The organism is Pseudomonas phytophila (assembly GCF_025643095.1).
Lineage (GTDB): Bacteria > Pseudomonadota > Gammaproteobacteria > Pseudomonadales > Pseudomonadaceae > Aquipseudomonas > Aquipseudomonas quasicaspiana.
Window position 1 is genome coordinate 2,168,774 of the sequence record NZ_CP081201.1, and the last position, 23,557, is coordinate 2,192,330.

The 23,557-nt window shown below is 50.9% G+C and carries 18 protein-coding genes and 8 pseudogenes; 16 read left to right on the forward strand and 10 right to left on the reverse strand.

All coding sequences use genetic code 11. From position 1 onward, the window contains the following. Nucleotides 1–3: 3 nt before the first annotated feature. From K3169_RS09685 to K3169_RS09695, 3 genes are read right to left on the reverse strand one after another with little or no spacing between them, the layout of a single operon-like run. Nucleotides 4–945 (reverse strand): PoNi-like cognate immunity protein, encoded by a 942-nt coding sequence (locus tag K3169_RS09685; RefSeq protein WP_263271227.1) that lies wholly within the window; start codon nucleotides 943–945, stop codon nucleotides 4–6. Next, entirely contained in the window at nucleotides 920–2,389 is a 1,470-nt protein-coding gene (locus K3169_RS09690) for a hypothetical protein (RefSeq protein WP_263271230.1), read from the reverse strand. The genes K3169_RS09685 and K3169_RS09690 overlap by 26 nt, the downstream gene beginning before the upstream one ends. 19 nt (nucleotides 2,390–2,408) lie before the next feature. Beyond that, complete coding sequence (locus K3169_RS09695) at nucleotides 2,409–3,350, reverse strand: PoNi-like cognate immunity protein (protein WP_263271232.1); 942 nt, start codon at nucleotides 3,348–3,350, stop codon at nucleotides 2,409–2,411. An 86-nt stretch (nucleotides 3,351–3,436) separates the two neighbouring features. Here K3169_RS09695 and K3169_RS09700 point away from each other — a divergent pair. Further along, nucleotides 3,437–4,440, forward strand: a pseudogene (locus K3169_RS09700) (IS5 family transposase). 285 nt (nucleotides 4,441–4,725) lie between these two features. Beyond that, on the forward strand, nucleotides 4,726–5,460 hold the full coding sequence (locus K3169_RS09705) for a hypothetical protein (protein WP_263271234.1): 735 nt from the start codon (nucleotides 4,726–4,728) through the stop codon (nucleotides 5,458–5,460). 515 nt (nucleotides 5,461–5,975) lie between these two features. Here the strand turns inward: K3169_RS09705 and K3169_RS09715 are convergent. Beyond that, a complete protein-coding gene (locus K3169_RS09715) occupies nucleotides 5,976–6,539 on the reverse strand; it encodes an NADAR family protein (protein ID WP_217384993.1) in 564 nt (187 codons plus the stop codon). 546 nt (nucleotides 6,540–7,085) lie between these two features. On the opposite strand from K3169_RS09715, the gene K3169_RS09720 reads away from it, so the two are divergent. From K3169_RS09720 to K3169_RS09745, 6 genes and pseudogenes are all read left to right on the forward strand, one after another. After that, the gene (locus K3169_RS09720) at nucleotides 7,086–7,547 is read left to right on the forward strand and encodes a hypothetical protein (RefSeq protein WP_217384994.1); all 462 of its coding nucleotides are present in this window, start codon (nucleotides 7,086–7,088) and stop codon (nucleotides 7,545–7,547) included. 226 nt (nucleotides 7,548–7,773) lie between these two features. Continuing rightward, nucleotides 7,774–8,342: pseudogene (locus tag K3169_RS09725) on the forward strand (transposase); the annotation flags it as partial. Nucleotides 8,343–8,377: 35 nt separating this feature from the next. Continuing rightward, a pseudogene (locus tag K3169_RS09730) lies at nucleotides 8,378–8,539 on the forward strand (GNAT family N-acetyltransferase); the annotation flags it as partial. 502 nt (nucleotides 8,540–9,041) lie between these two features. Continuing rightward, nucleotides 9,042–9,188: a hypothetical protein gene (locus tag K3169_RS09735; protein WP_263271236.1), complete on the forward strand. Its 147-nt coding sequence runs from the start codon at nucleotides 9,042–9,044 to the stop codon at nucleotides 9,186–9,188. A gap of 125 nt (nucleotides 9,189–9,313) precedes the next feature. Continuing rightward, a pseudogene (locus K3169_RS09740) lies at nucleotides 9,314–9,511 on the forward strand (type VI secretion system baseplate subunit TssF); the annotation flags it as partial. 87 nt (nucleotides 9,512–9,598) lie between these two features. Then, nucleotides 9,599–9,789: pseudogene (locus K3169_RS09745) on the forward strand (hypothetical protein); the annotation flags it as partial. A gap of 160 nt (nucleotides 9,790–9,949) precedes the next feature. On the opposite strand, the gene K3169_RS09750 reads toward K3169_RS09745, so the two are convergent. Both K3169_RS09750 and K3169_RS09755 read right to left on the reverse strand, forming a co-directional pair. Continuing rightward, complete coding sequence (locus tag K3169_RS09750; RefSeq protein ID WP_217384996.1) at nucleotides 9,950–12,022, reverse strand: TerD family protein; 2,073 nt, start codon at nucleotides 12,020–12,022, stop codon at nucleotides 9,950–9,952. Between the two features lie 398 nt (nucleotides 12,023–12,420). Beyond that, nucleotides 12,421–12,649 (reverse strand): annotated as a pseudogene (locus K3169_RS09755) (transposase); the annotation flags it as partial. A 134-nt stretch (nucleotides 12,650–12,783) separates the two neighbouring features. Here K3169_RS09755 and K3169_RS09760 point away from each other — a divergent pair. From K3169_RS09760 to K3169_RS09775, 4 genes are all read left to right on the forward strand, one after another. Further along, nucleotides 12,784–13,368 (forward strand): hypothetical protein, encoded by a 585-nt coding sequence (locus K3169_RS09760; protein ID WP_263271238.1) that lies wholly within the window; start codon nucleotides 12,784–12,786, stop codon nucleotides 13,366–13,368. A gap of 268 nt (nucleotides 13,369–13,636) precedes the next feature. Then, nucleotides 13,637–14,185: a hypothetical protein gene (locus K3169_RS09765; RefSeq protein WP_263271240.1), complete on the forward strand. Its 549-nt coding sequence runs from the start codon at nucleotides 13,637–13,639 to the stop codon at nucleotides 14,183–14,185. A 77-nt stretch (nucleotides 14,186–14,262) separates the two neighbouring features. Further along, complete coding sequence (locus K3169_RS09770; RefSeq protein WP_263271242.1) at nucleotides 14,263–14,574, forward strand: hypothetical protein; 312 nt, start codon at nucleotides 14,263–14,265, stop codon at nucleotides 14,572–14,574. Between the two features lie 250 nt (nucleotides 14,575–14,824). Then, entirely contained in the window at nucleotides 14,825–15,595 is a 771-nt protein-coding gene (locus K3169_RS09775) for a hypothetical protein (RefSeq protein ID WP_263271244.1), read from the forward strand. 664 nt (nucleotides 15,596–16,259) lie between these two features. Here the strand turns inward: K3169_RS09775 and K3169_RS09780 are convergent. The 3 genes from K3169_RS09780 to K3169_RS09790 form a co-directional block, all read right to left on the reverse strand. Next, on the reverse strand, nucleotides 16,260–16,727 hold the full coding sequence (locus K3169_RS09780) for a hypothetical protein (protein WP_263271246.1): 468 nt from the start codon (nucleotides 16,725–16,727) through the stop codon (nucleotides 16,260–16,262). A 31-nt stretch (nucleotides 16,728–16,758) separates the two neighbouring features. After that, nucleotides 16,759–18,135 carry a lysozyme inhibitor LprI family protein gene (locus tag K3169_RS09785; RefSeq protein WP_411567030.1) on the reverse strand — a complete coding sequence of 459 codons (1,377 nt, stop codon included), beginning with the start codon at nucleotides 18,133–18,135 and terminating at the stop codon, nucleotides 16,759–16,761. Nucleotides 18,136–18,915: 780 nt separating this feature from the next. Further along, nucleotides 18,916–20,433 carry a 2OG-Fe(II) oxygenase gene (locus tag K3169_RS09790; RefSeq protein WP_263271247.1) on the reverse strand — a complete coding sequence of 506 codons (1,518 nt, stop codon included), beginning with the start codon at nucleotides 20,431–20,433 and terminating at the stop codon, nucleotides 18,916–18,918. Between the two features lie 105 nt (nucleotides 20,434–20,538). Between K3169_RS09790 and K3169_RS09795 the strand changes: the two genes are divergently transcribed. From K3169_RS09795 to K3169_RS09805, 3 genes and pseudogenes are all read left to right on the forward strand, one after another. Then, on the forward strand, nucleotides 20,539–20,736 hold the full coding sequence (locus K3169_RS09795) for a TetR/AcrR family transcriptional regulator (RefSeq protein WP_263271248.1): 198 nt from the start codon (nucleotides 20,539–20,541) through the stop codon (nucleotides 20,734–20,736). 199 nt (nucleotides 20,737–20,935) lie between these two features. Then, nucleotides 20,936–21,148 carry a hypothetical protein gene (locus K3169_RS09800; RefSeq protein ID WP_263271250.1) on the forward strand — a complete coding sequence of 71 codons (213 nt, stop codon included), beginning with the start codon at nucleotides 20,936–20,938 and terminating at the stop codon, nucleotides 21,146–21,148. 468 nt (nucleotides 21,149–21,616) lie between these two features. Further along, nucleotides 21,617–21,918 (forward strand): annotated as a pseudogene (locus K3169_RS09805) (histone-like nucleoid-structuring protein, MvaT/MvaU family). 51 nt (nucleotides 21,919–21,969) lie between these two features. On the opposite strand, the gene K3169_RS09810 reads toward K3169_RS09805, so the two are convergent. Further along, nucleotides 21,970–22,257 carry a hypothetical protein gene (locus K3169_RS09810; RefSeq protein ID WP_263271252.1) on the reverse strand — a complete coding sequence of 96 codons (288 nt, stop codon included), beginning with the start codon at nucleotides 22,255–22,257 and terminating at the stop codon, nucleotides 21,970–21,972. Nucleotides 22,258–23,003: 746 nt separating this feature from the next. Between K3169_RS09810 and K3169_RS09815 the strand changes: the two are divergent. Beyond that, a pseudogene (locus tag K3169_RS09815) lies at nucleotides 23,004–23,496 on the forward strand (IS30 family transposase); the annotation flags it as partial. Nucleotides 23,497–23,557: the final 61 nt, after the last annotated feature.

Genomic DNA, 23,557 nt, shown 5'->3' on the forward strand with positions numbered 1-23,557 from the left:
GACTCAATTCTCACCCGACCAATACCATAGCGTGTCGCCCAATTTCGAGTCGCTGGTACTCGGCATTATCTCACCTTGCTGGAAGTGACATCTTGAATTTGCTTGAGCTTGGGTGAACCAGTAGCCGGTCTTGCTGCAGGGTTCGCCTGCGGCAATACGTTTGGTTTGAGAGCCAGCTTCACCTGCGTAGTTTCTAGCGTATTCGACCAAGTCCTTTGGATAAACCATGTGGTCTATTTTACTATCTTCAATACCATATAGAAATGCGATGGCGCCAGCTTCAATCGCCCAATACCCCACATAGTTTCCATCTTCGCCTTGTAGATGAGTATCATGCCAAGGGGCTTGCTTAAATGCGGGATACCATTGCTTGCAATATGTTTTCAAATAGTCAGTGCTTTCAATTTTTGATTTCGCATATATTGCCTGTACCAATGGTGAATATACGTCGTGATACCATTGATCAATATCGTGCCTGTTAGGTAGCATTTTGCAAAGCAGATCTTCATACAGTGTGTCTTCCCCCTCATACCCCCCATTGTCTATAAATTTGACGAAACGCTTCAGCAGATCAGTGCGATGTAATAGAATGCAGAATCCTATGACTTGTACGCATTCTTCATACTCGTGTGGCTGGGTGTCTAACGCCAGCGGCGAAATGTCGGGAGACTTTTCTGAGTCTGCAAGAGCTGCTTGTCGTATTTCATATTTTTCAATTAAATCTTCAAGTAGGGGGGGGAGAGATGATAAGTCCTCTCCCGCTGTATATGTCGCTGTGAGCTTTCGAAGTGCTAGGCGTTGGGTGAATCTTAAGCGAAGCGTAGCTTCCCCTTCTGGGGTGTCTGACTTAAATGTCGTGGTTTTTAGAAGCTTTGTCGCTTCGTCATGGTCGTTAAGAAAGTTTTTATAATGGTTTTCGCTAAAGAGTTTTTGTCTTTTGATCATCTGGGTAGGCCTCAAGCTTGAGAGAGTCTAGTGCGCCATACTTTTGGCATAAAGATCTTTTATGCTTGTTCACGAGACCTTTAACTTCATTCTCCGCGTAATAAAAAGCCTTGTGATTCTCATGGGAGGATTCATCAGCGTTTTTCAAGCGTGCGCTTGCACGCTCTCTAGGGATCGGGCTGCCGTGGTATAACGGCTTGTAGGACAATTGGCGACTGTTTGATGCAGCTACTTTAACGTGTAAAGAATACGTCGAGACGGCTCTCTCCAAATTTTTCTCAAGCCATTCGTCACTCATTTGAACGAGTAAACCCCTTGGCGCTTTAGATGGGCGTGCTTCGCTTTTTGCCATATTGGTATTGTTTTTACCAGTGATTACCTTTTTTGCTTTACTAGCGAGTGATTTGGTTTCTGGAATTTCACAGGGCTCAATCAATTCGCTTGGTTCAGCGAGGCCCGACACTCCCAGTTTAGAACCAGCCCCCGGCTTCCGAGTATTGTTCAGTTCACGCATAAATTTTGGCGCATCTTCATCATGGCACGCCTTGGCATCGACTATGGCAAATTTTTCGCCTCCGTTGCTGGCAGGATTCGCGCGCCATACGGCATCGATATCTGTTCCGCTAGCGCCGTCGGTTAACTTGTAAATAATGTGCTTTCCCTTCGGACTGCAACGTTTAGAAAGCTTCCCCAACTTACTCGCACTCGACACCCCCTCAAACCCACTCCCATCCGCGCCTTTGTCGTGTCCGTCCCAGTCTTTACCCCAGCCAAACTCCCCGGCGCAGATGTTATCGGCGATGTGCTCGCCGCTGACGCCCAGGCCTTCGTTCAAAATACTCGAAGAGGCTTGAAGGCCGACTTTTGAGGCTTCAACCTGATTTGAATGGGGGCTGCTCGCGTTCTCCTTACCTTTTGAGGCAACGGCTGCGTCTTTGTTGGGGAGTTTTTCGGCTCTTTTCGGGTGGCTTGAACGCGAGGACGCTGCAGCGCTGTTGCGCTGCATCCCTTTCCATTCCCCCCGTCGCGTCTCAACGATACCGACTATCGCTGGCATGTTGTCGCGGGAGGCGGCGAGGGCGGTGACCACGGAGGTTTTGGCCCAATTGGGCAGGCTTTGAAAGGTCGATGAGCCTTTTACCCCTGTGATGATTTCGTCCAGTTTAGCCGCCAGTTTCCCAGCCTGTAATACTTGTCTGCGCAGTTCTTGCGGGTTGGTTTTAATTCGGCATTCTTGCAATACGAAGCGCAGCAGGTCAAACGGTACCAAGGTGTAGCATTGCGGGTCTTTGTTGCCGATGCGCAGGCTTTTTTTCAGGGTGTCGCCCCGTCCTGGATTCCTGCCGATGACGGCGTTGAACGGATAGCGCATTACTGATGGAGTGTTGCGATCTTCTCCGCTTTCACTTTCGATCAAGGCTGCACCACCCAGATGGTCATTCATACCAAGGGACCTGCATGACTCAATTCTCACCCGACCAATACCAAAGCGTGTCGCCCCATTTCGAGTCGCTAATACTAGGCATGATGTCGCCTTGCTGAAAGTGACGTCTTGAATTGGCTTGGGCTGGGGTGAACCAGTAGCCTGTTTTGCTGCAGGGTTCGCCAGCGACAATGCGGTTGATCTGCGATTCAGTTGCACCGCTGTAGTTTCTGGCGTATTCGACCAAGTCTTTTGGGTAGACCGTTTGGTCTATTTTGCTGTCGTCTATGCCGTATAAAAACGCAATTGCGCCGGCTTCTATTGCCCAATAACCAACGTAGTTTCCATCCTCCCCCTGAAGATGGGTATCGTGCCAGGGCGCCTGTTCGAAGGCCTGATACCATTCTTGACAGTAATTCTGTAGTAGGCTTGAAGCTTCTTTTCCATCGTCAGCATATATAGCATGAATGAGAGGTGTATACACGTTGTGATACCATTCATCAACATCATGCCGGTCAGGTAACACCTTTTTCAATAGATCCTCATAAAGTGTGTCGTCACCCGCATAGCCTGCTTCATCAATTAATTTAACAAAGCGCGGTAGCAGATCAGTACGGTGCAATAATATACACAAGCTAATAACCTGAACAGCTTCTTCGTATTGGTTTAGCCAGTCATCTAATGCCAAAGGTGAGATTTCTGGAGCTCCGTAATGTTCAGCCAGAGCTTGTTGGCGAATTTCATATTTTTCAATCAAACCCTCAAGAAGAGGGATAATTGATTCTATCCTTTCGCCAGCAGTGTAAGTTGCTAGTAACTTGTCAAGCGCGAGAGCTTGAAAATATCTTGCGCGTTGAGATGCTTCTTCTATGACAGAGTCTGACTTGAATTTATTTACTTTAAAGAAATCCACAAGCTCGTCATGTTCTCTAAGAAACTTCTCATAATGGTTTTGGCTAAAAAACTTTTGCCGCACATTCATGGATTTTATACCTCTATTTTTAGAAAAACGCTGAAGAAGACTAATATATTTGGCAGAATGTCTGATCTCAGCCGCCGAGATGCCTTATGGAGCGGATGACTTTCGCCGACGCCGAGTATGCTGGCAAGCGCAACCCAACTCGAAAGGAGCATTTCCTGATCGAGATGGATCAGGTCGTACCCTGGCAGGGATTGATCAATCAGATCGAGCCACTTTACCCCAAAGGCGAAGGGGGCCGTCTTGCGTATCCCTTGACGGCGGTGGTCCGCATTCATCTGACGCAAAACTGGTTCGGCGACAGAGATCCGGCGATGGAGAAAGAGTTGCACGAAACAACGAAACTGCGCCAATTCGCGGGACTGAGTCTGGATCGGATTCCCGATGAAACCACCATTCATAACCTCTGGAGCCTGTTGTAAAAACATGAGTTGGAAGGCCGTATTTTTGCAGGTCATCTACGGCTATTTGGATGATCGTGGCTTGACGCTGGTCGGAGCGGCGATCATTGATGCGCCGAGTTCGATCAAGATAAGGACGGCAAACGCGATCCCAAAATGCATCAGACGAAGAAAGGAAACCAGTATTTCCTCGTTATGAAAGCGCGTGTCGGCTTCGATACCGCGTCGGGTTTAGTCCATAGCCTGGTGGGTACCGCGGCGAATGTGGCTGACGTGGCCCAAGTCGATCAGTTATTGCATGGCGAGGAAACCTATGTCATTGGCGATACGGGCCACACCGGCATGGGCAAGCGTGCAGAGCATTAGGACCGCCAAATGATCTGGTCGATCGCAGCACACCCGAGCAGTTACAAAAAACATGGTGAGAAAAGTTTGATCGCAGGCGTGCGTCGCAAGATTGAGCACGCGAGAGCTCAGGTTCGAGTGAAGTTTGAACATCCGTTTCGTGTAATCAAGCGCCATTTGGGTATATGAAAGTGCAGTTTCGTGGACTGGCTAAGAACACCGCGCAACAGGCTACTCTATTCGCCCTATCGAACCTCTGGATGATGCGAAAACGGCTGTTGGTTGTGGGAGAGGTGCGCCTGTATTGCGGAAAAACACCTTGGAAGGGGGCTATTCGATGGAAATAATAGATGAGTTAAACGCGAGAAAAGTCTGATCATCTGATCGGGCGGGCGTCTTTTGAACCTCAGGCCGAGAGGTCATCAATAATCGATGCCTTCTTCAGATGTTCCCTAATAATGAAAAAGAGCTTATAAGTGTATTTTTGGGAGAAGCTTACGAAGGAGAAGAACATGCCAGAGTCAATGCAGTAGAAAGATTGCCTTTCTACTGCAAAGAAATACAATGGAGCTAATAATAGTTGGCTATGATAAAAATATTGCTAACGTATTTGACAAGCTAAGGGCTAATGGATGATAAGAGATTTTGGCTGTGTGTTATTTTTTTCTTTTATATCTGCTGGCGTATATGCGGCAGGGGATTGTGAAAGAGCGATACCTTCCGGTGCCTTGCTTTTTGATGAGACTGACTTGGGTGCCGAGTTTTCTTGCTTATATGAGTCACAAAACAAACGCGATAATGCAGTGTTAGATTTTTATACCAAAGGGAAAACTGACGCTGAACTTGTCTCCCGTAACGACAAGTTAATAAGTCTTGAGGATGCGAGGGGTGGCGTTAATATACCCAGTATTGCGAGGCTGGAAGACAACCAATTTCAAATTCTATGGGATTATCCAAATGGAAGGGACTTAGTTGAGCTGACATTGAAAAGCAAAAAGCTTTACTTTACGTCCGCAAGTAAAGAGATGCGGCTTCAAGTTTCCGCCGGTAACGATGTAGCAAGCTTTTTAGTGTTAGAGAACTCTAAGTTAAAATTGAATCAATTTGACTTCTCAAGATTGAGCAGTGCTGAAATCTTCGACAAAAATACCTTGACTTTTAATGGCGATAATGTTTCGGTAGTGATAGGTGCTGAAAAAGTTTTTCTGTATTCCGAAGCTACGGAGCTTTCTAGAACAAAAGGTTATCTCGTTAAAGGTGATCTGCTGAGGGTTTTGGATTATAAATCTGGTTTTTTGAGGGTGATTTATAAGCAGAAAGACGGAGCTTATTTGGATAGGTGGATCAGCTTGTCATCTGTGATCTAGCGTTCTGTCCGCGAAATAGCTTTTCTTTATTCTTGGCTATTGGTCATTCCTTCCCGGGATCAGATCAATGATCGTTGGGGGGAGGGAACGTAGAGGCTGGCCAGGGTGCCGACCAGCCCCGGCTGGGGTATGAGAGGGGAGATGATGAACTCGAGTTTTACGACTCGGCTTGATCAGCTTTGGGCGGTGCAGTGACAGGCAGCAAACGGCCCAGAGTGTGTAAAAACGCTTCGTCAAAATTGAAGTGTGCGCGTCTACGTTAAATCTGAAATTTATTGGCCCATCAGCAGATGTGGATTTCGCATAGAAGCGCGATTTCTAGTCCGATTTTGAGTACCTGTCGCGCCGAAAAACGTTTTTACACAGCCTCGGCCAGAAGCATACGCTCGAAGGTGTCGACGAAAATTCGGGTGACTCAGCTTTTGTTGATTGACGCGCGGTCTTAATAAGGCCGCATGCAAGAAGCCCTGGCGTTCGCCAAGGCTTCTGCGTTTTTCGCGAGTAAGGTCAGGTCACTACCTTGGGGCTGGGATACTAGTCCCGTCCCGCACCTGCATCAGCGCAAATCCCAACAGATTCAAACCTTTCCACAGATTTGGATTGTTCGCATCCGCGTTGTCCTTTGCGAGCCCTATACCCCAGATGTTATCAACCGGGCTGGCTTCGACAATAACGCGCGAACCGGTTTGTAGAAGATATTCGTTTAACTGCGGATTCTGAGAGAACTTGGCCTGGTTCGCTCGAACAACAATGTCGTATCGGTGTTGCAGCCAAACCTTATCATTAAATCCGCGCACGTTGCGGCCAAGTGCTTTGGCGGCATTAGGAGTAGGAGCGTGGAGCACCTGCGCACGATTTTCCTGATCGTCGAACAAGGCCGCTTTCTCGGCCATCATGAAGTGTTCGGCCGTCGGGTAATGTTGCCCCTCGACAATGAACCCGGCCTCGAACCATTGGCTGAAGCACGAAGCCGTGACGACAGTTTTGCTGCGCTGGTGCCCCCAGAAAAACGTAAACCTCAGATGCTCTCCAGAGTTGAAACGGGCGCACAGTCCTTTTAGATGTTCAGAGTCGTTCAAAAATATATCCTCGCTGACTGAAGATCGAAGTTACAGCTACTGTGCTTACCAAAGCAATCACGAAGTTTGGTAGGTCTTCGGCTGAAAAAATCGGTCTCGGGTTTTCGAATGTAGACTAAACAGCGATACATTAGACCTATTCTGGCCGATTCTTGCCCTCTGTGAGGGGCCGCTTTGAGTCGATTCTGTTGAAAAAGTCGACGTCAGTTTCCATGGACGAAAAGTACACGTCTGAGATCGAAATCTGGAATTGTTGCTGAGGTATTTGGACTTGGATTTTACGTAGCGGCGCGCAAAAAAAGACGTTTCCACCCATCAGTCTTCTGGCGGGTTGAGAAAAACGACTTTTTCAACACAATCGGCCGAAAGCTGCCGCACCGCGACTGAGGTTCTGTACGCAAACTGCCTGTTCACCACTCGGCGCCGCTTCATAAATCCCCCAATTCGCGCAACAACCCTTATGTAACTCAAAAACACGCCGATACCGTTCAGCAGCACGGAAGCACCGCAGCAGCACTTACTTCATATCAGGCAGGAACCCGATCAATGTTGGAACATATCTGGCGCAGTATCCATTCCCCGGATTACTTGCCCAACGTACTGGAGTGGATGAGCCATATTCTCCTCAGCCCGTTCATGGTGATCATGTGCCTTATGGTCGGCGCGCTGGCCGGCAAATGGTGGAGAACACTGCCCTACGGCAGCCTGACTTGTTATGTGGTCTTTCTGAGCCGGTCTTCTTTCTATCGGTGGGAAAGTATTTTCCCCCTGGCAGGCCTGCCTGCACTGGCGATTGATGGCGGGCTTTTGGCGCTGCTCGGCTTTTTTTTGAAAGGCATACTCAGAACCCGCTCTGAAGCAAAGCCCGAAGGCCATTGGCTGCGCAGGCTTTATCAAGGCCTTAAGGTCGTCCTGCTGACAATCATGGTGATCTTTTGGGGAGTCGTCGTTCTGTTTGTTGTGGTCTTCACTGTCTCGGTCGCGACCCAACCGTCATTGGCGCATTGAGCGGCCTTCTGCTGGCCAGGGTCTGTACGAAAAAACGCAGAATCGCGACCAGTCAGTTCTCGTACAGAGACTGAAATCCGGATCAGACAAATCGGTCCAATCGTTAGACATGGGCTGTTTCCAGCCGGCTGCGAGAGGCAGTCATCGGCCAATTCTGTTGAAAAAGTAGATCTCCTGCTTGGCCTGCGGCAAAATAAGGTCATCGGCCAGCGGGAGGATTCGCAGCATGATGGGACAATTGTCGAGCGGACAAGAGAGACTGTTTTACTCGTTCAACATTGAAGATCACATCCCAGCCAATCACCTCCTGCCCAGCATTGATCGATGCCTCGATCTCAGTGATCTGCGCCATTATCTCGCCGATTTTTATAGCCCAATCGGGCGCCCATCGATTGATCCCGAACTGATGATTCGCCTGTTGGTGGTGGGCTATTGCTACGGTATTCGCTCCGAACGTCGGTTGTGCGAAGAGGCTCATTTGAACCTGGCGTATCGCTGGTTCTGCCGCTTAAGCCTCGAAGACGAAGTCCCCAATCACTCTACGTTTTCCAAGAATCGGCATGGTTGCTTTCGTGACAGCTCGCTGTTTCGCTGGCAGTTAAACGAGGTGCTGCGTCCTGCATGGACGCAGGTCTGGTCAAGGGCGAAGGGTTTGCGGTCGACGCCAGCGTCATCAAGGCAGATGCCAGTCGGCAACGTGGCGTACCTGGCGATGATGAAATCAACTGGCGCGATCCGGCGCTGAGTACTCGCGCCGTGCGTGAGTACCTTGAAGCGCTGGATGAAGAAGCGTTACCCTTCTGGGGCATCACGCGATAAGGACTATGCACATGCATGTCGGAATGGCTCATGCGATTGAGGCCGCAGAAAGCGAGTATTTGTGTGCCCGCGTCGAGAGTTTGTCTCGGATAAGTGGAAACCCTTTTGGTGCTCGTGTGTTTTTTAACGAAGCTTTTCTATGCTTTCAGGTGAAGGCATCACCTAGTCCGATGCACTTAATCCTTGTAGTGCTCGACTCAGCGCCACCGAACTGTATCTTCGTAGATGAGTCCAAATTGTCCGTTGCAGGAAAAGCTTATTGGTATCTACCAGATGAGGGGGTGGCCGAAACGGATAATGCTCATAAAATCCGGATCGTGATCCCAAAAGCCAATCGTCTTGGGCTCGGCTTCGTCCGCTCTTGCTACGAACAGTTGGGGAATGATGCCTGTGTTAAGCAGTTTATTTATTGGTACGAATCGAAAAGGTATTCGCCGGGCGATCGTTTTGCTCGTGGTACTTTCTGTACTGCTGTTTTCTGTTGTCACTACGATGAAAAATTATCCCGCCAGTTCGACGGTACTCAGTCCTTCCGGTCGCTATATTTTGGAGAACGTTAGGGTTGGGAGGACCCTCACGCTTGGTGGAATGGCTTACTTGAGAGTGATTGATAGGCAAAACCCACAAGAGGTTTACCGTACACCTCTGTACGACACTCAATCACTGGATATGAGGGTGACCGAAGATAACGAAACTGTCGGCATTGCCTGGATCTATTTCTATCGAGATAAAAAAACGTTCGACATCGCCATGCCCAAGTGGGAATCGCATTGGCTGGATATGTTTATCAGCAACACCCCTTATGTACACATTGAAGACTGAGCCTCCGCATGAGCCGTTGCGCCGGCCCAGGCCAACCTGCAGGTGCCATGCAACGGTCAAGTCGGACATCGGGCGAAATCCACAGGACAGTTTTTTCATGAGATCCAATACCAGGCAGGTACTCCGTGTCCTTTAACCGTTACTACCAAAGCGAACTCACCGCACTGCGCCAGCTTTGTCGTCGCTTCGCCGACCGTAGTCCGGCGTTGGCGCCGTTTCTGGGGCAGGCCGGGCGGGATCCGGATGTGGAGCGGTTGCTCGAGGGCTTCGCGTTTCTGACTGGTCGGCTGCGTCAGAAGCTGGATGACGAGCTGCCGGAACTTGGATGGCATATTGGTTTAGTTTTGAAGGTTTGGTTTAAGGTGGGTGTAATGGTTGGAGAAATCTGGCGAAATTTGTTGGTGCGGGGAGGGTTAAGTGGTGCGCTGGTCGAGATCAATCTGGCAACGATTGCCAGCTACAAGGACGGCGGCGTCAGTGCCGTGGTCTACGCAGGCACGGATGGCAGCCTGACCGTAAAATGGTCCGTCCGCCAGATGAAGCCAGCAAAGCGAAGAACACTCAGAACCGCGGCGCAGATCCGTTCACATTCGGCTCGCCAATACGTGGCTGCGTCACGTACATGGGCGGTTGCCACATGCCTCGTCGGTAAAATACCAAGAAGCGTTGCTGCCGTGGAACTGCTCACCAGAGATGCCACGGTAAACCATGGCCTCATCTTGCGGTAGGTGGGGGGGCATGAAGCGGATACGGCGTAAGTGTTAGAGAAACTGTGATCGAATAACGTCCGTATCGAACGGTGTTATCCCGTGATCAGGCGCAAATACCGCCTCTGCCTGCAGTGGTGAAGCCACTCGTTCTCCTCGTGCTCGAACATGTAAATCGAAAAGAGTTTCCAAATCCGGCCTTGGTGTATGTATCAACGCTCGCAGCATCAAAGACACCCCACTGAGGTTGTTCTGGACGTTGTTCCACCGCGCAGATGAAGTGAGCCCCAGATCGGCCCAAATCATGCGTCTTTCCTGCAAGTCCATCACGAATGGCAGACAGATAACTGTGTCAGATGCGATATCGATACGGTCGAACACGGATCGCGGTTCGAATACTTCACCCGATGCCAAGTCGGCGCGGGCCATCCAGCCAGCGAAGCACTCTGGAAGATCGCAGTACGGCTGCTCGGTGTATGAGTTGATAGAAGTGACGACATAGCGGATACCTTTCTCGACGAGGACATCAAGATCGAGGTCGATGAACTCCGAAGCCCCTTCGGGCGCGTCGACGATATCGCCACTGTGATAGCCGCCGAAACCCTTCAGGTTGTAGTACGCGACCGTTTGTTTAAATACGAAGTTAGCGTCGAAAAATGCTGCGGACAAGTCGATATCCGTGCGTCCACGGCCATTCTTCCACCACAGGAACAGGCGAATAAAACGGGCGTCAGGCATGGGCAATCGGCTGCCGCGCACCAGCGTACGTAGCGACTTTGATGAGGCACGCTGTGCCAGTGGCACCCTGTATTCGCGTAATGCTGGATCGATGAAACAGCGGCCTAGTGGCGGTAGCGACGCAAAACGTTTTACGAGGGCGTCCTCGCAGATTCTGGCTGTACGTGCCAAAACGCCGAGAGCGATAGGTTCGCGTCGATCCTTGATGCCATAGACTTTGGCCAATGCACCTTTCGGCGTGAAGGCCCGAAGTGCCAAGGGGCGAGGTGCGTGTACCTGGGCCAGCAACTGCAGCAGGACCGGCGAGGACACTTGTGCCGCAACTGCCTCGAACGCGTCGAGAACTGACTCAGGTTCCGTCGCGCGCCGCAGGGTCACGTCTAGCCGTCGTGCAAACTCACCAGGACGGCTCTGGAGTAGGGGCATAAGCGTGGTGATGTGACGCTGGGCAAGCAATGTTTCAACACGTGATCCAAATGAGGCTGGCGCTTCTCTGCGGCGCGCTGCCGTGATGGCGGCTAGTGCTCGTGGGTACTTATCGGCGTAGTCGCCCGGGTGCAGTACTTCAGCCAGTCGTTTCCAGCGCTCGGCATGGCGCATCACGTCTTCTACAGCGTTAGGTATGGGGTCGAGCAGGCACAACAGCAGGCGGCGCATCGAGCGCTTCATCGCTTTGAAGCGTGTCGAAGCTGTCGTTAGCGACACGTCTCCTCCATGCAGCGCGACCGCGAGTCGTAGCACGTCAGTCGCCGTTTCGACGTTTCGCTCCAGGAATGAGTTTACCTGTGCATTTTCGCCTACATGAAGGACAAGTGCGCCGCCAACCAGTGCACGCGTCTCCCGGAACGGAACGGCCTCCGGCAGCAGACGAAATACATCGCTTTTGTACGTCCTGATAAACCAGGCGACATCGCCAGCGTCCTCTTCGGAGAGCGAGGTACGCGATGAAACCAGCGGCTTCAATAGCGACTCGAACTCATGGACGCTTCCTTTTTCGATAACGCGGGATATGAAGTTGCCTTCAAGCATCTCAGGTCGGGACTGTTCAGAGGGAGGGAAGCGCCAAAGAGTGAGGTAATGCATGACGGCGTTAAGGTACAACTCAGCCTCTGAGGCCGTCAGGACCTGCTCTGGAAAGTCAGGATAAAAAGGCCGGTGATGTACATGAGCGCCCGTTTTGCGCTGAAGAACTCTGATAATTTCATCCAGCCAGTGCTTGAGTTCTGTCGCTGACAACGTGCTGATTTGATCAATCAGAGACTCTGATAGTACGCATTTCAACGCCGCGACTTCCCGGACAGCCGAAGCGACCTGAGCGCGCGTGGCACCGCCAGCGCCCATCGGGACGTGAACTTTGGTAAGGCGACGCAGGAACAGCTCCTGATTCATACTTGATTTTCTCCCTTGGCCGCCGTCGTGGACGAGTTGCAGCAACGTTCTACAGCTGATGTAAAAACGCCTGCAAGAAGCAGGCGCTGTGTGGAGAGCGAAACCCCTAGGTCATAGGAGGTTAGAAGGAAGGTGTTCCATAGCCACGATGGCACTCTACATAATAAAGCTGTATTTGTCTGTCCGGTCGCTACGTATCTCAACAGCAACAAGCTGCTTCGCTAGAAGAAGGGTTTGAGAAACGACCATACGAGTCGCTGCATGATTGGTTAGGTGTGCCTGCTTATCACGCTAGGTAAACATCCATCGAAGGGCTCTTGGTTTGTCTATACACCGGAATCCGGGTGGCTATCGAAGCGCTCAACGTCAGGCGAGCAGAGTGGTGCATAGGCGTGATTTTGTTCTATGGACGGATCGCTCAGGGAGAACCAGTTTTGCAACAGATGAATGCGCAGCAGGGTTTCCGGAGGATAGGGTTTTCTGCCGCCGGCCTTGGGGTAGAACTGCTCGATCAGGCCCAGCAGACCCTTCCAGAGCACGACCTGATCCATCTCGGCGAGGAAGCGTCCGCGGCCTGTCCGCCTGCGTTTACCGGCGTATTTAAATCAGAAAGCTCATCTGGCTCATCGGCGGCTCGGATCAGGTGTTCAACCGCATCTCAGCACAATTGAAGACTTGCCCGGAGATTCCTTTCGCAGGCTCTATATTGCGATGTTCGTGTAGGTATAGTGGTGTTCTTTGGCTATTGATCAGGAACGACAATGATTAAGCGACACTCAGGGATTGTAGTCGCGCTGGCGGCACTATGGAGCGCAACCGCGCAGGTATGGGCGAGCGAGCCATCCTCGGTGTACATGCGTTGCACCATGAGTCCGGCCCAGTACGCCAAGGCAATGGCTGCGCCCCCGGGCTCGGCGTTGGCGTACAGCGACTGGCAAAATTGGTTCGACGGGCGAAAGATGTATGGCTCAGGCAAGGTCGATGTTCAGTCGCTCCGTGATTCTGGCGCGCAGAGCCTGGAGGAACTGGTGAAATCTTGGGTTGGCGCAGGTGGGCTTTCTCACTATGACAAGAAGACAGGGCGCTGGCAGTTTGCCCTGCTGCAATTCACCGAGAACTACGGTGAGATGATCCAACTGCTAGCGCCACTGCGCAGTGTTGCACCTTACTGCGAAGCCGAATCCGACAGTTTCCTGATTATCTATTCGTACGTCTGGGGCAATGGCGACAATGCTTATATAACCTTAAACAACCAGCGCAGCGAGTTTGCAGCCGAGCCAACGTCAGTCCAGCGCGAAGAGTCAGACGCGGCGCTCAAGACTCTTATGGATTCATATGCACACTAAAATATTCTCACGATCTGGTTGTAATAAACGGAAGCTGTTCGTGTTGTCCTTCCGCCGCCGCGCGTGGCAAAGATCCGGCTTATCAGCGCTGAGTTTTAGATTAGTTCTGGAGTTCGCCACAGTTCCAGGGCGGGACTTTCAATGAAGAACAAGGACTATTTATGATCGAAAAGGCAAGGGCACTCATCATTTTACCAAAACACCCCCGTATAGTTAGAACCGCGACCAGACTACTGGTAGGCGCGTTAAAGTCGTTATGATGCGCTTCATGAGATCGTTGGGTCATGTTCTTTGGGAAACAGTTAAATACCTGGCTGAAGTTTTAATTAAACTCGTGCTAGGTATCGCCGCAATTTTGACTTTTGTTATGGTTCTTATCTACGCAACGGCTGATTCGAGGAGCTCCGATATGGTGCCTCGACTAAATACGCTGATCGCCACGACCAATGGTTATAAGGTTACTTATTTCCAGGATCAGGACTGGTGTGAAGCTCTGCTTGCCGAAACGAGAAGCTATGCCAGTTCGCCTGCCTCTACTTGCGGTGATGGCGAAGAAGCCAAACCCTTCGACGAACACGGAAGCGAGATATTTACCAAGATCAGAGATGCAGTGAAGAAGGCCAGCATAACCCCCATTAGAATCAGTGTCCGGTCCGAGAGAGGCATTGTGTCGTTCGCGAAAGTCGATCTTTCATGCTTCTACTGCAATGCCTCTTACATCTATTCACCGCAGGCTGAATACCAGCCCGATAAGGCGCAAAATGCTAGTGTCACTGGTATGAGTGGGGGTTGGTACTATGTAGATGCAGGTATTTGATCGTTCTGCTCAGCAAAGATGGGTTTTGGCTTTAAAGTCTATTCAATTTTTTAGTCAGGGAATGAGGAGTGAAAAGTATGAAGCTTACAGCTGGAATGAGAAATTTTTTGTTTTGGATTTTTATTCTTCTATTTATTGTCGCCACCGACACATTGATTTATCTTTCTATGTTGCTGGATTTTAATGATGCCCCACAGCTTATATTTGTCTTCAGTTTGTATCTTCTTGCTTACCTTGCAGTCTTGACTCTAATGGTGGCGGCGTGGCAGTCTCTACATAAGCTTCTTGCGGTAAAGCCGTTGCCCGCTCAGAAAATAAAGCTCACTTATGAATTGACGTTTGAAGATCATGAAAGAGTCAAAGCGTTTTTGAGTGAAATCAGAAACTGAAAACACGGCAATGTACTGCGCAGCGAATGGCGAGCCCTCAAGAACGAACGCTCGTACCTCACGTAGGACGTCTAAGCATGTGAAAGAGCTTATTTGCAAATATGTTTTTTGGCGGGAGCTTACCGTTAAGGCGAGCATGAGTGTTAACGTAGTTTTGCTTTTTCATCCATTTGAGTTCTTAAAAAGCTATAAAGGCAAAAGCTGGCTTTTTAAGCACGCTCGAAATGATGCAAAAAAATCGGAGTAATAAATGAACTTCTTTAAAGTTTTCATCTTTACGTGTTCGATTTTTCTTACGTGTCAGGCAGTTTCTTGTGATTTTCCTGAAGGTGAGGCGTATCCATCCATTGTCGATGGGAACACGGCAATTGTATTCGATCTTTCTCCCATTGAGGATTATCATGGAGATACAAAGGCCGGAAAGCAGATTGGAATCGATATTAACCTTTTCAATTGCAAGAGTAAAAGTCGAAAGCTTATTGGTCAGCTTCCTTTCTTGGCAGACACCGGAAAAGTAAAAGCTGCTTTTTTCGCAGGAGTGGAAAAGGCCAGCGAAAAACGGTTTTTCGTCATTCATAGTGTTGATGTTCGATCAGATACCGGCGAACGAAACTCTGGGGGGTATTATACAGTTCAGGTTTATAAGGCTGTGGGCGATGAATTTCTCATCGATGAGAAGCTGTCGAGTTATTTTGGCTACGGCACGGATATTTATGATAAAGACTATAAGGGGTTGATTTACACTTTTCCCTATAAGGCGGAAAGTTCCATTGTCTCTAAGTTGAGTTCTGAAGAGTTTATTAGTTGGAGTTCGGGTGATCCTCAAAACTTAAGGATAAATAAGAAAACTTACATATATAGTTCTCCGGTTATCGGCGATGTTACCAAGATGTACCTCGTTGCTGGGGACGAAGTGAAACAGGAGGCTGTTGAGGCTGGATGGGTTTCCATGGTTTATACGAGCGCGAAGGGGAAAAAAATAAGCGGGTGGGTGCTGTGCGCAGATGCAGATGGATGTTGATTCAGCTTGGCCCGTATGGTCGTTGAGCCTCAATTTCTGGTATCCGCTCCACGAGCCCCACATTTCAAGCCAATAGCTGACGCCTGATGCTGTGCTCCCGTCTTTTTCCAGGAGCCAGGACCATGATGCGACCCGACGCCAAAGTCGAAAAAGTCTACCTCTACCCCAGGCCGTGGAGTTCAGAAAATCAATCGACGGCTTGCTGCCTTGGTCGAGCTGGACATAAAAGTGGCTGTTTTCGACCCGGTACTTTTCGTTTTCTTCGACAAGTCCCGGAATTGAGTGAAGAATTTGTATTGGGAGCGCAACGGCTTCTGCGTTTGGCTCAAACGTTTCGAGTCCGAGCGCTTAAAGGGCAGGTTCACACCAATTCTGGCGTCGTCGATATCCAATAGGGTGTTGTTAGCGGAAATTAACTTATCGCCAACCGCTTGCTTTGAGTAAAAAGCTAAACACCGCGTAACTCGTCAAACCGATAGGTTTTTAAATACAAGCATATGCCGTGCTAAATTCGTATTGCTCGAACAAGCGAGCGCCTTCTGGAACCGTAGACCTGCAGTCCGCGAAAGCGCGCGCAGATGAACACATAAGAAGTAATATCAAGAAATTTCGCAACAAATTCATCATGCGTTCCGGCAGTTCTAATCAACAGAAAAATATAACCTTATTCGCTGTATACATCACAGTAAAAAACCGAACCTCCTTGATCTGAAGGGTTGGCAATCAATACAGGAGAAACGCCGGTATTGGTAGCATTTAAATTTTTAAAGCGCGAGCTAAGTACAGCTTTTACAACATCGGGCCTATCCTTAAGATAAATAGCATGCACATTGAATGGGCCGCGATAAGGAATAGCAATCTGAGTCACGACAAGTCCATAAAATGTATCATCTACACAATAAAATGCTGCTTCATCGACACGACAAGGATTAAGTTTTCGCTCGACAAAGTACTTACCGCTAGGCTTTTTAGTCACAGTATCCAGGTAGACGTTTTCTACCTTGCAAACCTGCATGCCTAGAAATTGCTCTTCAAGCGTTATTCTAGCGCAGGAACTTATTACAAAAAGTGAAAAAATAATAGAAAGCAATTTAAAGGTTTTGGATAGGTTTGCAGATTTAAAATCACTCATAGCATATCCTCCTTGGAACGCTAAAAAAGCACTAATAGCATTTAGTGGTATTGGTCGGCTCATCTAATTGCGATGTCAATCGCGTCACGCTGGCAGGAGCGTTTGGATTGCCTTTATCAGATGCCAATTGATAGCAAGCCAGAGCGCGAGGTATATCTTTAGTCCCCATATCACCGCTCTCAAAGGTTGAGCCAAGATAGACGAGTGCGTCTGTGGACCCCATCGAAGCAGCACGTATTAGCCACTTCTCAGCCTCCAGCGGGCGCTGACATGGCCCACTCCCCGCAATGTCATTGCCATAACAATAAAAGGTAGAAAGGCCTGCCGCTCCATCAGCGAGAGTAGTGGCAGCAGCCTTGAAAAGCGCCTCCACTTTCTCCGATGGCAACTGCGGAGCCATTCCGGAGAGGCTCAAACTCGCAGCATTGAGACTAGCCTGTGGGTCACCTGAGGCAGCAGCGCAGAGATAATTTTCGAGCGCTGCATTAAAAAACTCAGCCGTGAGTGGGTACAGTTGAAGACCGCCCAAACCTGAGAACCCATAAGCGCGCTGTAGGCACTGGTTTTCAGCTCTGCTCATACCTGACCTAGCTGAAGTAGACAGCTCTCTTTCGCCGATCGACCAGTCTTCAACGCCGGTGAGTGCCCAGCATGCCTGCCGAGCAAAGTTGTAAATCTTGATGTTGCTGTAACCTGCGCGCTTATCTATCAAATTAACGTGACTATCGTCGACCGACTCGATTAGGAAATCTCCAGAGTCTTCCGTCCTGAACGCAGCCATTAAAGGAAAGCTCAAGTCAGATCCTGACTGAGCGGTGATGACGGGTTCAAATCTCCCTGAATCAGCAGTATGTTTTACCACTAAGATTTTTACCGCCTTCGCAGTAAAGCGTTTTTGTGATTCACCGCTAGCGGAAAATACTGGCAAAAACTGACGGAAGTCTCTGGATGGACAGGCATCTTCTGACTCAGCCTTTGTACTAGGAACACTCGAAATACCCGGTGCGGTGTTATCCAAAAATTTAGCGCGCTCAAGGCTCATTCTGGCAATACAATTATTTACGGTTGTCACATACGCGGAGGTCCCGGGCTCAATTTCAAACGCTTCGAGCGGGCAATTTGAATCACGCGACTTGATCCAGATACGCTGTGTTTTTTTGACCTTCAATGCATATGCTGCTCCGGCTTCAGGATCAGCTTGGTATTGAACTTCCAAGCGTGCCATTAATTGGTGATAGCTCGTATTTAGCTGTGAATCAGCAGCCTTCTTGGCGATTTCAGAACATCGGTCTACCTGCTGACTTGCGTTAATTTCACTGCACACCTCTTGGGCAGATGCAAACGAAGCCTGCAGAAAGGGTTGACCCATCATTAAGCAAATGAATGTCAATAGGAAATGCTTAGTCATTGTGTCCTCGAAAGCAATATTATTCGTCGTTCTTTCTATAACAGCTTTATCGTTGAGCCTAGAGCCTTACGATGCGTCGCCCACCTTCCTGATACCCTATAAACCTAATAAATGGGTAACTGAAACCGCATTCTGCCATGCATTCATCTAAAGTTTCACTATACATTCTTTTGAACATTGCGCAATTTTCACGCGCATAGCTGTTTCACAACACTCAAAAGTCCAAGGCCCCATCGGTAAGTTTAATGTATGCGATCCATAAATCACACCTACACGAAATGTTCGCAAAGCTTCGTGCTCCACTTAATACTTGCGCTGGTCGCGGTGAAGTGTTGCGACGTCAGACGGAACTTTTGTATGCGTGTCTAGCTAGCTGGCTGGATGGAACTCAGAAAACTGAGAGAAACAGTTCATCTGGATTTGTGAAGAAATGCCACCCTCTCATGACCTAGGGGCTCATGAGCGCTTTCTTAATGTGAAGCTGGTCCAGGCGGGCGCTGCTTGTTATCTGATCATGTGCCAAGCGGTGGACAGCGATGCGGGACCTCGCACTGTTCAGCCTTTTAATAGAAATGAAGTCTTCACGAGCGGAGACATCGCACTTTTTAAGGGGCGCTGGCTTGAACTAAAGGGAAGAGTTAATTTGCGCAAAGTCTGTGTCTGAACCCTCAATGAAACTTGTCGACGCCGCATTGGACAATTCCAAGAGGTCTGGATTTGGCCCAGAAGCGGATTCGGTCGATCCGCAGACACGTTGTGGGCCAAAGTGTCCGCCTGAGCTCAAGGTCTCAGCCCATGCATAATTATCCTGCCATCATATCCACAGCTGATCCACCGACCAGCCTTGGTGGAGAGGACATCGGTTGCAAAGTTTTCGTGCGACCCGATGACAGCACCCTGTCGGGATAGCAGGTTCCACCGTCTTACGAGCCCATCCTCGCCACATGTCAGCAGTACGTGCCGGGCCTCGAATCGAACGCGCCGAACCGGACCGTCGTGGGCGGCAAGGCACTCCAGGAGCACGGGCATCGGTCGTCCAGTCGCTAACAGGTGCACCGTGCCGTCAAGGTCACCAGCCGCTAAGATGACGCTGCCATCTGCGTCAATGCAGCTTGCTAACGTCCTCAGGGGGCGGCCCAGATCTATCACATGCGCGCAGTCCCGGCACTTGGGCTGCCACAGCCTGACCGTTCCATCCTCCGATGCGGTGGCGAAACCGCCATCGCCCAAAGGCGCAATCGCCCAGATCCAGCAGGCGTGGGCCTGGCGCCTGTCTGCGGCGCCCGTCGCCGGGTTCCAGACTGTCACGCTGCCGTCGGCGGCCCCAGTCACCAGGTGGCCACAGTCGAGCCGTGCACATGACAGAACTGCCGAATCCGATGTGCCAATCACCTTTGACTTCCTTGTCGCCAAGGACCACCGCCTGATCGTGCGGTCCCGAGAGTGCGACACAAGCTCTCCCGGCGCAGATTCCACCAGACCCAGGATGGATTGCGTGTGTCCGTCGAGCTGACCCAAACAATTGCCCTCGCGGTCCCATAGCCGGATGGTTGCATCGCGCCCAGCGCTTGCGAAGCCCGTGTCACCAAGGCTGGCAAGCGCCCAGACGTATCCGCTGTGGCCCGGCTGGAAGGGGCCATCGACCTGCGGGGGATGCCGCGGCTCGTACATCAGATCACTGCGCATGACGTACTTTCGGCCAGCGTCCACCAGTGCTCCAGCATGCCAGAGCGCGTGGTCGAACACGATCAGGCTGCCCTTGCGGGGACGCAGACAAAGCGTGGCATCCCGGTTCGACATGGCTGCAGACCTTCCCTCAAAGAACACCGTCTCCCCGCCGCTGAATGCGTCGTCGTTTAGATAGACCATGAAGGTCAGGCGTGACTGTCTGCTCTGGCTATGGTGCACGCCGTCCTGGTGGGCCCGGAACTGGGTGCCGGGGCAGTAGCGGCAAAAGCGCAGCCGCTCATTGACACCAACCATGCGCCAGCCGTCTTCCTCAATCACCGCGCCGAGCCCCGGTACCCGTGATGCGCAGTACTTCAGACGTTCGAAAAGCCGCTCGGCCAAGGCTGGATCGTCCGCCACGATCCGGTCATTGTCGCGGTAGGAGGGCGGATAGTCAGGCCCTGCGCTGGCGAACCCGCGCTTCTCCGTGGCTTCCACCAAGGCCTCGCACTCGCTTGCCGAGAGAAATCCGTGGACGAGGACGCACCGTACCCTCTCACCAAGCGGTAGCTCGGTCGTGACCGAGGGAGCAGTGGCTCCGGCCATCAGTGTTTCAGCGAAGGAATTCATCACGGCCTCCAAAAGTTGGCCCAATGACCAATATTGGGAAAGCTAGGGGGCTGCGAAGTCGATGTCAATTCTAAGCTGGTCGTGTGACCAACATTGGGAAGTGACATGGGGCGGCGCTCGAAAACTAATGAAAGACGCCGCCAGATCGTGGCGGCACTCCAGGCCGTGATGACAAGGGCTGGCTACGCAGAAACAACCATTGCGGCATCGCACGGCATGCGGGGCTCACCCGGTCTGGTGCATTACCACTTCAAGGACAGGCGGGAGATATTGGTGGCACTGGTCGATTCGCTGGTCAGCTAAGCCCATCAGCGGTACGAATCCCGGGCGGCAGAGGCCAAAACAGCCGGGGAAAAGCTTCAGCCTATATATCACAGCCCACTTTGCCTATGGCCCTGACGCGCAGCCTGATGCGGTCGCGGCGTGGATGATGATCCGCGAGCAGTCCGCGCATGACCCTGACGCGCGGAGGTCTATCAAGCGGCGGCGCGCTGGCGACGCAATGAAGCTCCTCAAAGGCCTGCTCCCTCAGCGACTCGCTGAACGCGGACGCCGCGCCCATCGGCTCGACTCCTTCGTGGCTGGCATCACATGCTTCATCCAGGGGGCGTTCACCCTGTCCACCACCGTGCGGCCGCTGCTACCGTCTGCCTTCGCCGCGCCGACACTGATCGCTTGGGTGGAGCGTTACATTGATGCTGAGGAGGAACGATGACGGGCCCTGAAGGGAACCTTCTATTCCCGGACAAGGCACACGGCGAACTCGATGTGTCCGATGGCGTGAGTTTCATTGCCTGGGCTCGCGTCTGGGCGGAGTTTGGTGTCAGATGCGCGTCGCGAGAGACGCACGAAGAATTCCTTCGACACCACTGCGAGCCGCACCGCACGTATAACAACCGCCAGCATTTGGAGGAGTGCCTCCAGGTGCCCAAATTCGTCAACGCTGCCTGTCAGGCCTCTGCTGAAGTCGAACTCTCTGGTTACATGGCGCGATCTACTAGCCCCCTTCGCAGCGACAATTAACTGCGCAGTGCGCATTGGTTGGACGAAGTGGCACGCGATTGCGGCCTGGGTGATGAAATGCGACGCAGGCTTTACGACCTGGTCATGGCAACGAGACACGACGGCGCCCCAGCTTCGACTGACGCTGCGGTACTGGTGGACGCGGATCTGGCGATAGGCGCTGGAAGCACTGAAGGGTGACGGAGCATTGAAAAAAGAAATTGAGCTTGAAACCAGGTTGCGTGAGCCCCTCAAAATACGGCTTCAGTCTCAAGCACATCATCAATCTGCTTGAACCGCAGAGCAGCTCGCGCCGCCAAGCACCTGTTCAAGAGACCGGCATTCGCAAGCCTCACCAATTGAAGACTTACAAAAACCAAACACCGTTGAAGTGGTTTAAACCAAAGGCGGCAATCACAAGACACTGAAAGAGTGGAAACCAAGCACTGCGCCGGCGAGATTGAAAGCTGGCTGGTCAAATAACACCCGATGAGAAAAGGCCTCTACCGAGTCCCTGTCGTTTATCCAACTCAGCTATTTTTTCCTGCAAACTTCAACGTCGTTTTGCGTTTTCAGATCGGTGTCGATGCCGAGCCGATACCTGCAATAATCAATGATCCAGTTACGCTCCTCCTCCGTGAGTCGTTCGATTTGACGAGTTTCTCCGTCATTGGCATGGATATTGTAAAACTTCATCTGAAACGTCGGATGCTTCTTGATGAAGAGGATGGTTTCGATGTCCCCATCTTCCAGCGCTTCGTAATACCCAGCGTAGAGGAAAGTCACCAGAACCAACACACTCAGGGTTATCAACTTCTTCATTCTTGCGGCACCTGAGGTGGGAGTAGTTGAGTCGTTGTTCTGAGGTTCCTGAGCAGTTCCATGCCTATGTCTCCGGGACATATCTTCCCTTCAGATGCTTGGCCTGGCTAACCCCAATGTCCGCCAAAATGCTTGGTCACAAACACTCTCTTCAACGCGTCCATCAGATGCATCAACGCGGTGATCTGGGCAGCGTATCACGTGGGTGGTGTTGTACCCGAGGCTATCGAGCGCCGCACGGCCCTTTGCGAGCTATCGCTGAAGGAATACCGGTTACACCTGAGCGGCCAATCGTTGCCGTTTCCTTGATAAAAAATGGCTACATTGCGTCAATTAGCAATTTCCAGACAGTGTTTCGATCTGCGTGGCTAACGCGCGATGTAGCAGGACATATCTTGGAGTTACTTGATGAACTGACACTGCACAATAGAGTTCTGAATAACTACGCGTCATCGACCACTGTGAGCTTATCACTCTTCTATTTTAGCGATCGACAGCAAGCTTCGTGCATGCTATCTGACAAAGCTATGTATTCATGATGTTGCGCACGGAAATAATGTTGCTGCCAAGGCAATGGTCATGCGGCGAAAGATATAAAGGCCCATCGAATCCGAGATCACTGCGCAAACGCGATTCTCCGTGGAGGTATGGGGACTACAGGCTCGACTCAGGAATGAGGACTACCTGTTCACGTCGGTTAAAAATTTCGGAGCACATTTCCACGCGCCAATACTTGACGGCCGCAAAGACTAAGCGCAACACCTAACCATTTCGGTATCCATGGGGGACCATCAGAGATTGAGGGATACGTTTATAGGGGGCAACTTCCTGCATCGTCTTTAGGCACCTCTGCGGCACGTATCAGTGGCTGCGTGATGTTAGTAAAATGAACGAAGCGAAGGGGGCCTCTGCGATGAAGGGCTTCAGTGCGGCGCTAAATCGCATGCCTCTGACGATGAGTACAAGCATGACTTACGACCAATGCCGGGAGATGGCGCGACACGTCGAAATTACTCAAAAAACGGTGCCCTGATCTATTTCTATGACCCGCACAGCCCCTGGCAGCGAGGCAGTAAAAAGAATATCAACGGGTTGATTCGTCAGTATTTACCGAAGGGGACTGACCTGTCAGTACACAGCCAGTAAGGGCCTGATGCCATAGCGCTGCAATTGAACATGCGTCCACGCAAGCGCTTGGACTTTAAATGTCCAATTGAAGTCATGAGCGAAGTGATGCAATAGGCCTTTGCGATGCAGATACTGTCCCAGCGTCAAGGCAATGACCTTGTTGCACGTAGCT

Coding starts and splice junctions, on each gene's coding strand:
- K3169_RS09685 (WP_263271227.1), bottom strand. CDS start 945: ATGATCAAAAGACAAAAACTCTTTAGCGAAAACCATTATAAAAACTTT.
- K3169_RS09690 (WP_263271230.1), bottom strand. CDS start 2,389: ATGAATGACCATCTGGGTGGTGCAGCCTTGATCGAAAGTGAAAGCGGA.
- K3169_RS09695 (WP_263271232.1), bottom strand. CDS start 3,350: ATGAATGTGCGGCAAAAGTTTTTTAGCCAAAACCATTATGAGAAGTTT.
- K3169_RS09705 (WP_263271234.1), top strand. CDS start 4,726: ATGATAAGAGATTTTGGCTGTGTGTTATTTTTTTCTTTTATATCTGCT.
- K3169_RS09720 (WP_217384994.1), top strand. CDS start 7,086: ATGTTGGAACATATCTGGCGCAGTATCCATTCCCCGGATTACTTGCCC.
- K3169_RS09750 (WP_217384996.1), bottom strand. CDS start 12,022: ATGAATCAGGAGCTGTTCCTGCGTCGCCTTACCAAAGTTCACGTCCCG.
- K3169_RS09760 (WP_263271238.1), top strand. CDS start 12,784: ATGATTAAGCGACACTCAGGGATTGTAGTCGCGCTGGCGGCACTATGG.
- K3169_RS09765 (WP_263271240.1), top strand. CDS start 13,637: ATGAGATCGTTGGGTCATGTTCTTTGGGAAACAGTTAAATACCTGGCT.
- K3169_RS09770 (WP_263271242.1), top strand. CDS start 14,263: ATGAAGCTTACAGCTGGAATGAGAAATTTTTTGTTTTGGATTTTTATT.
- K3169_RS09775 (WP_263271244.1), top strand. CDS start 14,825: ATGAACTTCTTTAAAGTTTTCATCTTTACGTGTTCGATTTTTCTTACG.
- K3169_RS09780 (WP_263271246.1), bottom strand. CDS start 16,727: ATGAGTGATTTTAAATCTGCAAACCTATCCAAAACCTTTAAATTGCTT.
- K3169_RS09785 (WP_411567030.1), bottom strand. CDS start 18,135: ATGACTAAGCATTTCCTATTGACATTCATTTGCTTAATGATGGGTCAA.
- K3169_RS09790 (WP_263271247.1), bottom strand. CDS start 20,433: ATGAATTCCTTCGCTGAAACACTGATGGCCGGAGCCACTGCTCCCTCG.
- K3169_RS09795 (WP_263271248.1), top strand. CDS start 20,539: ATGGGGCGGCGCTCGAAAACTAATGAAAGACGCCGCCAGATCGTGGCG.
- K3169_RS09800 (WP_263271250.1), top strand. CDS start 20,936: ATGAAGCTCCTCAAAGGCCTGCTCCCTCAGCGACTCGCTGAACGCGGA.
- K3169_RS09810 (WP_263271252.1), bottom strand. CDS start 22,257: ATGAAGAAGTTGATAACCCTGAGTGTGTTGGTTCTGGTGACTTTCCTC.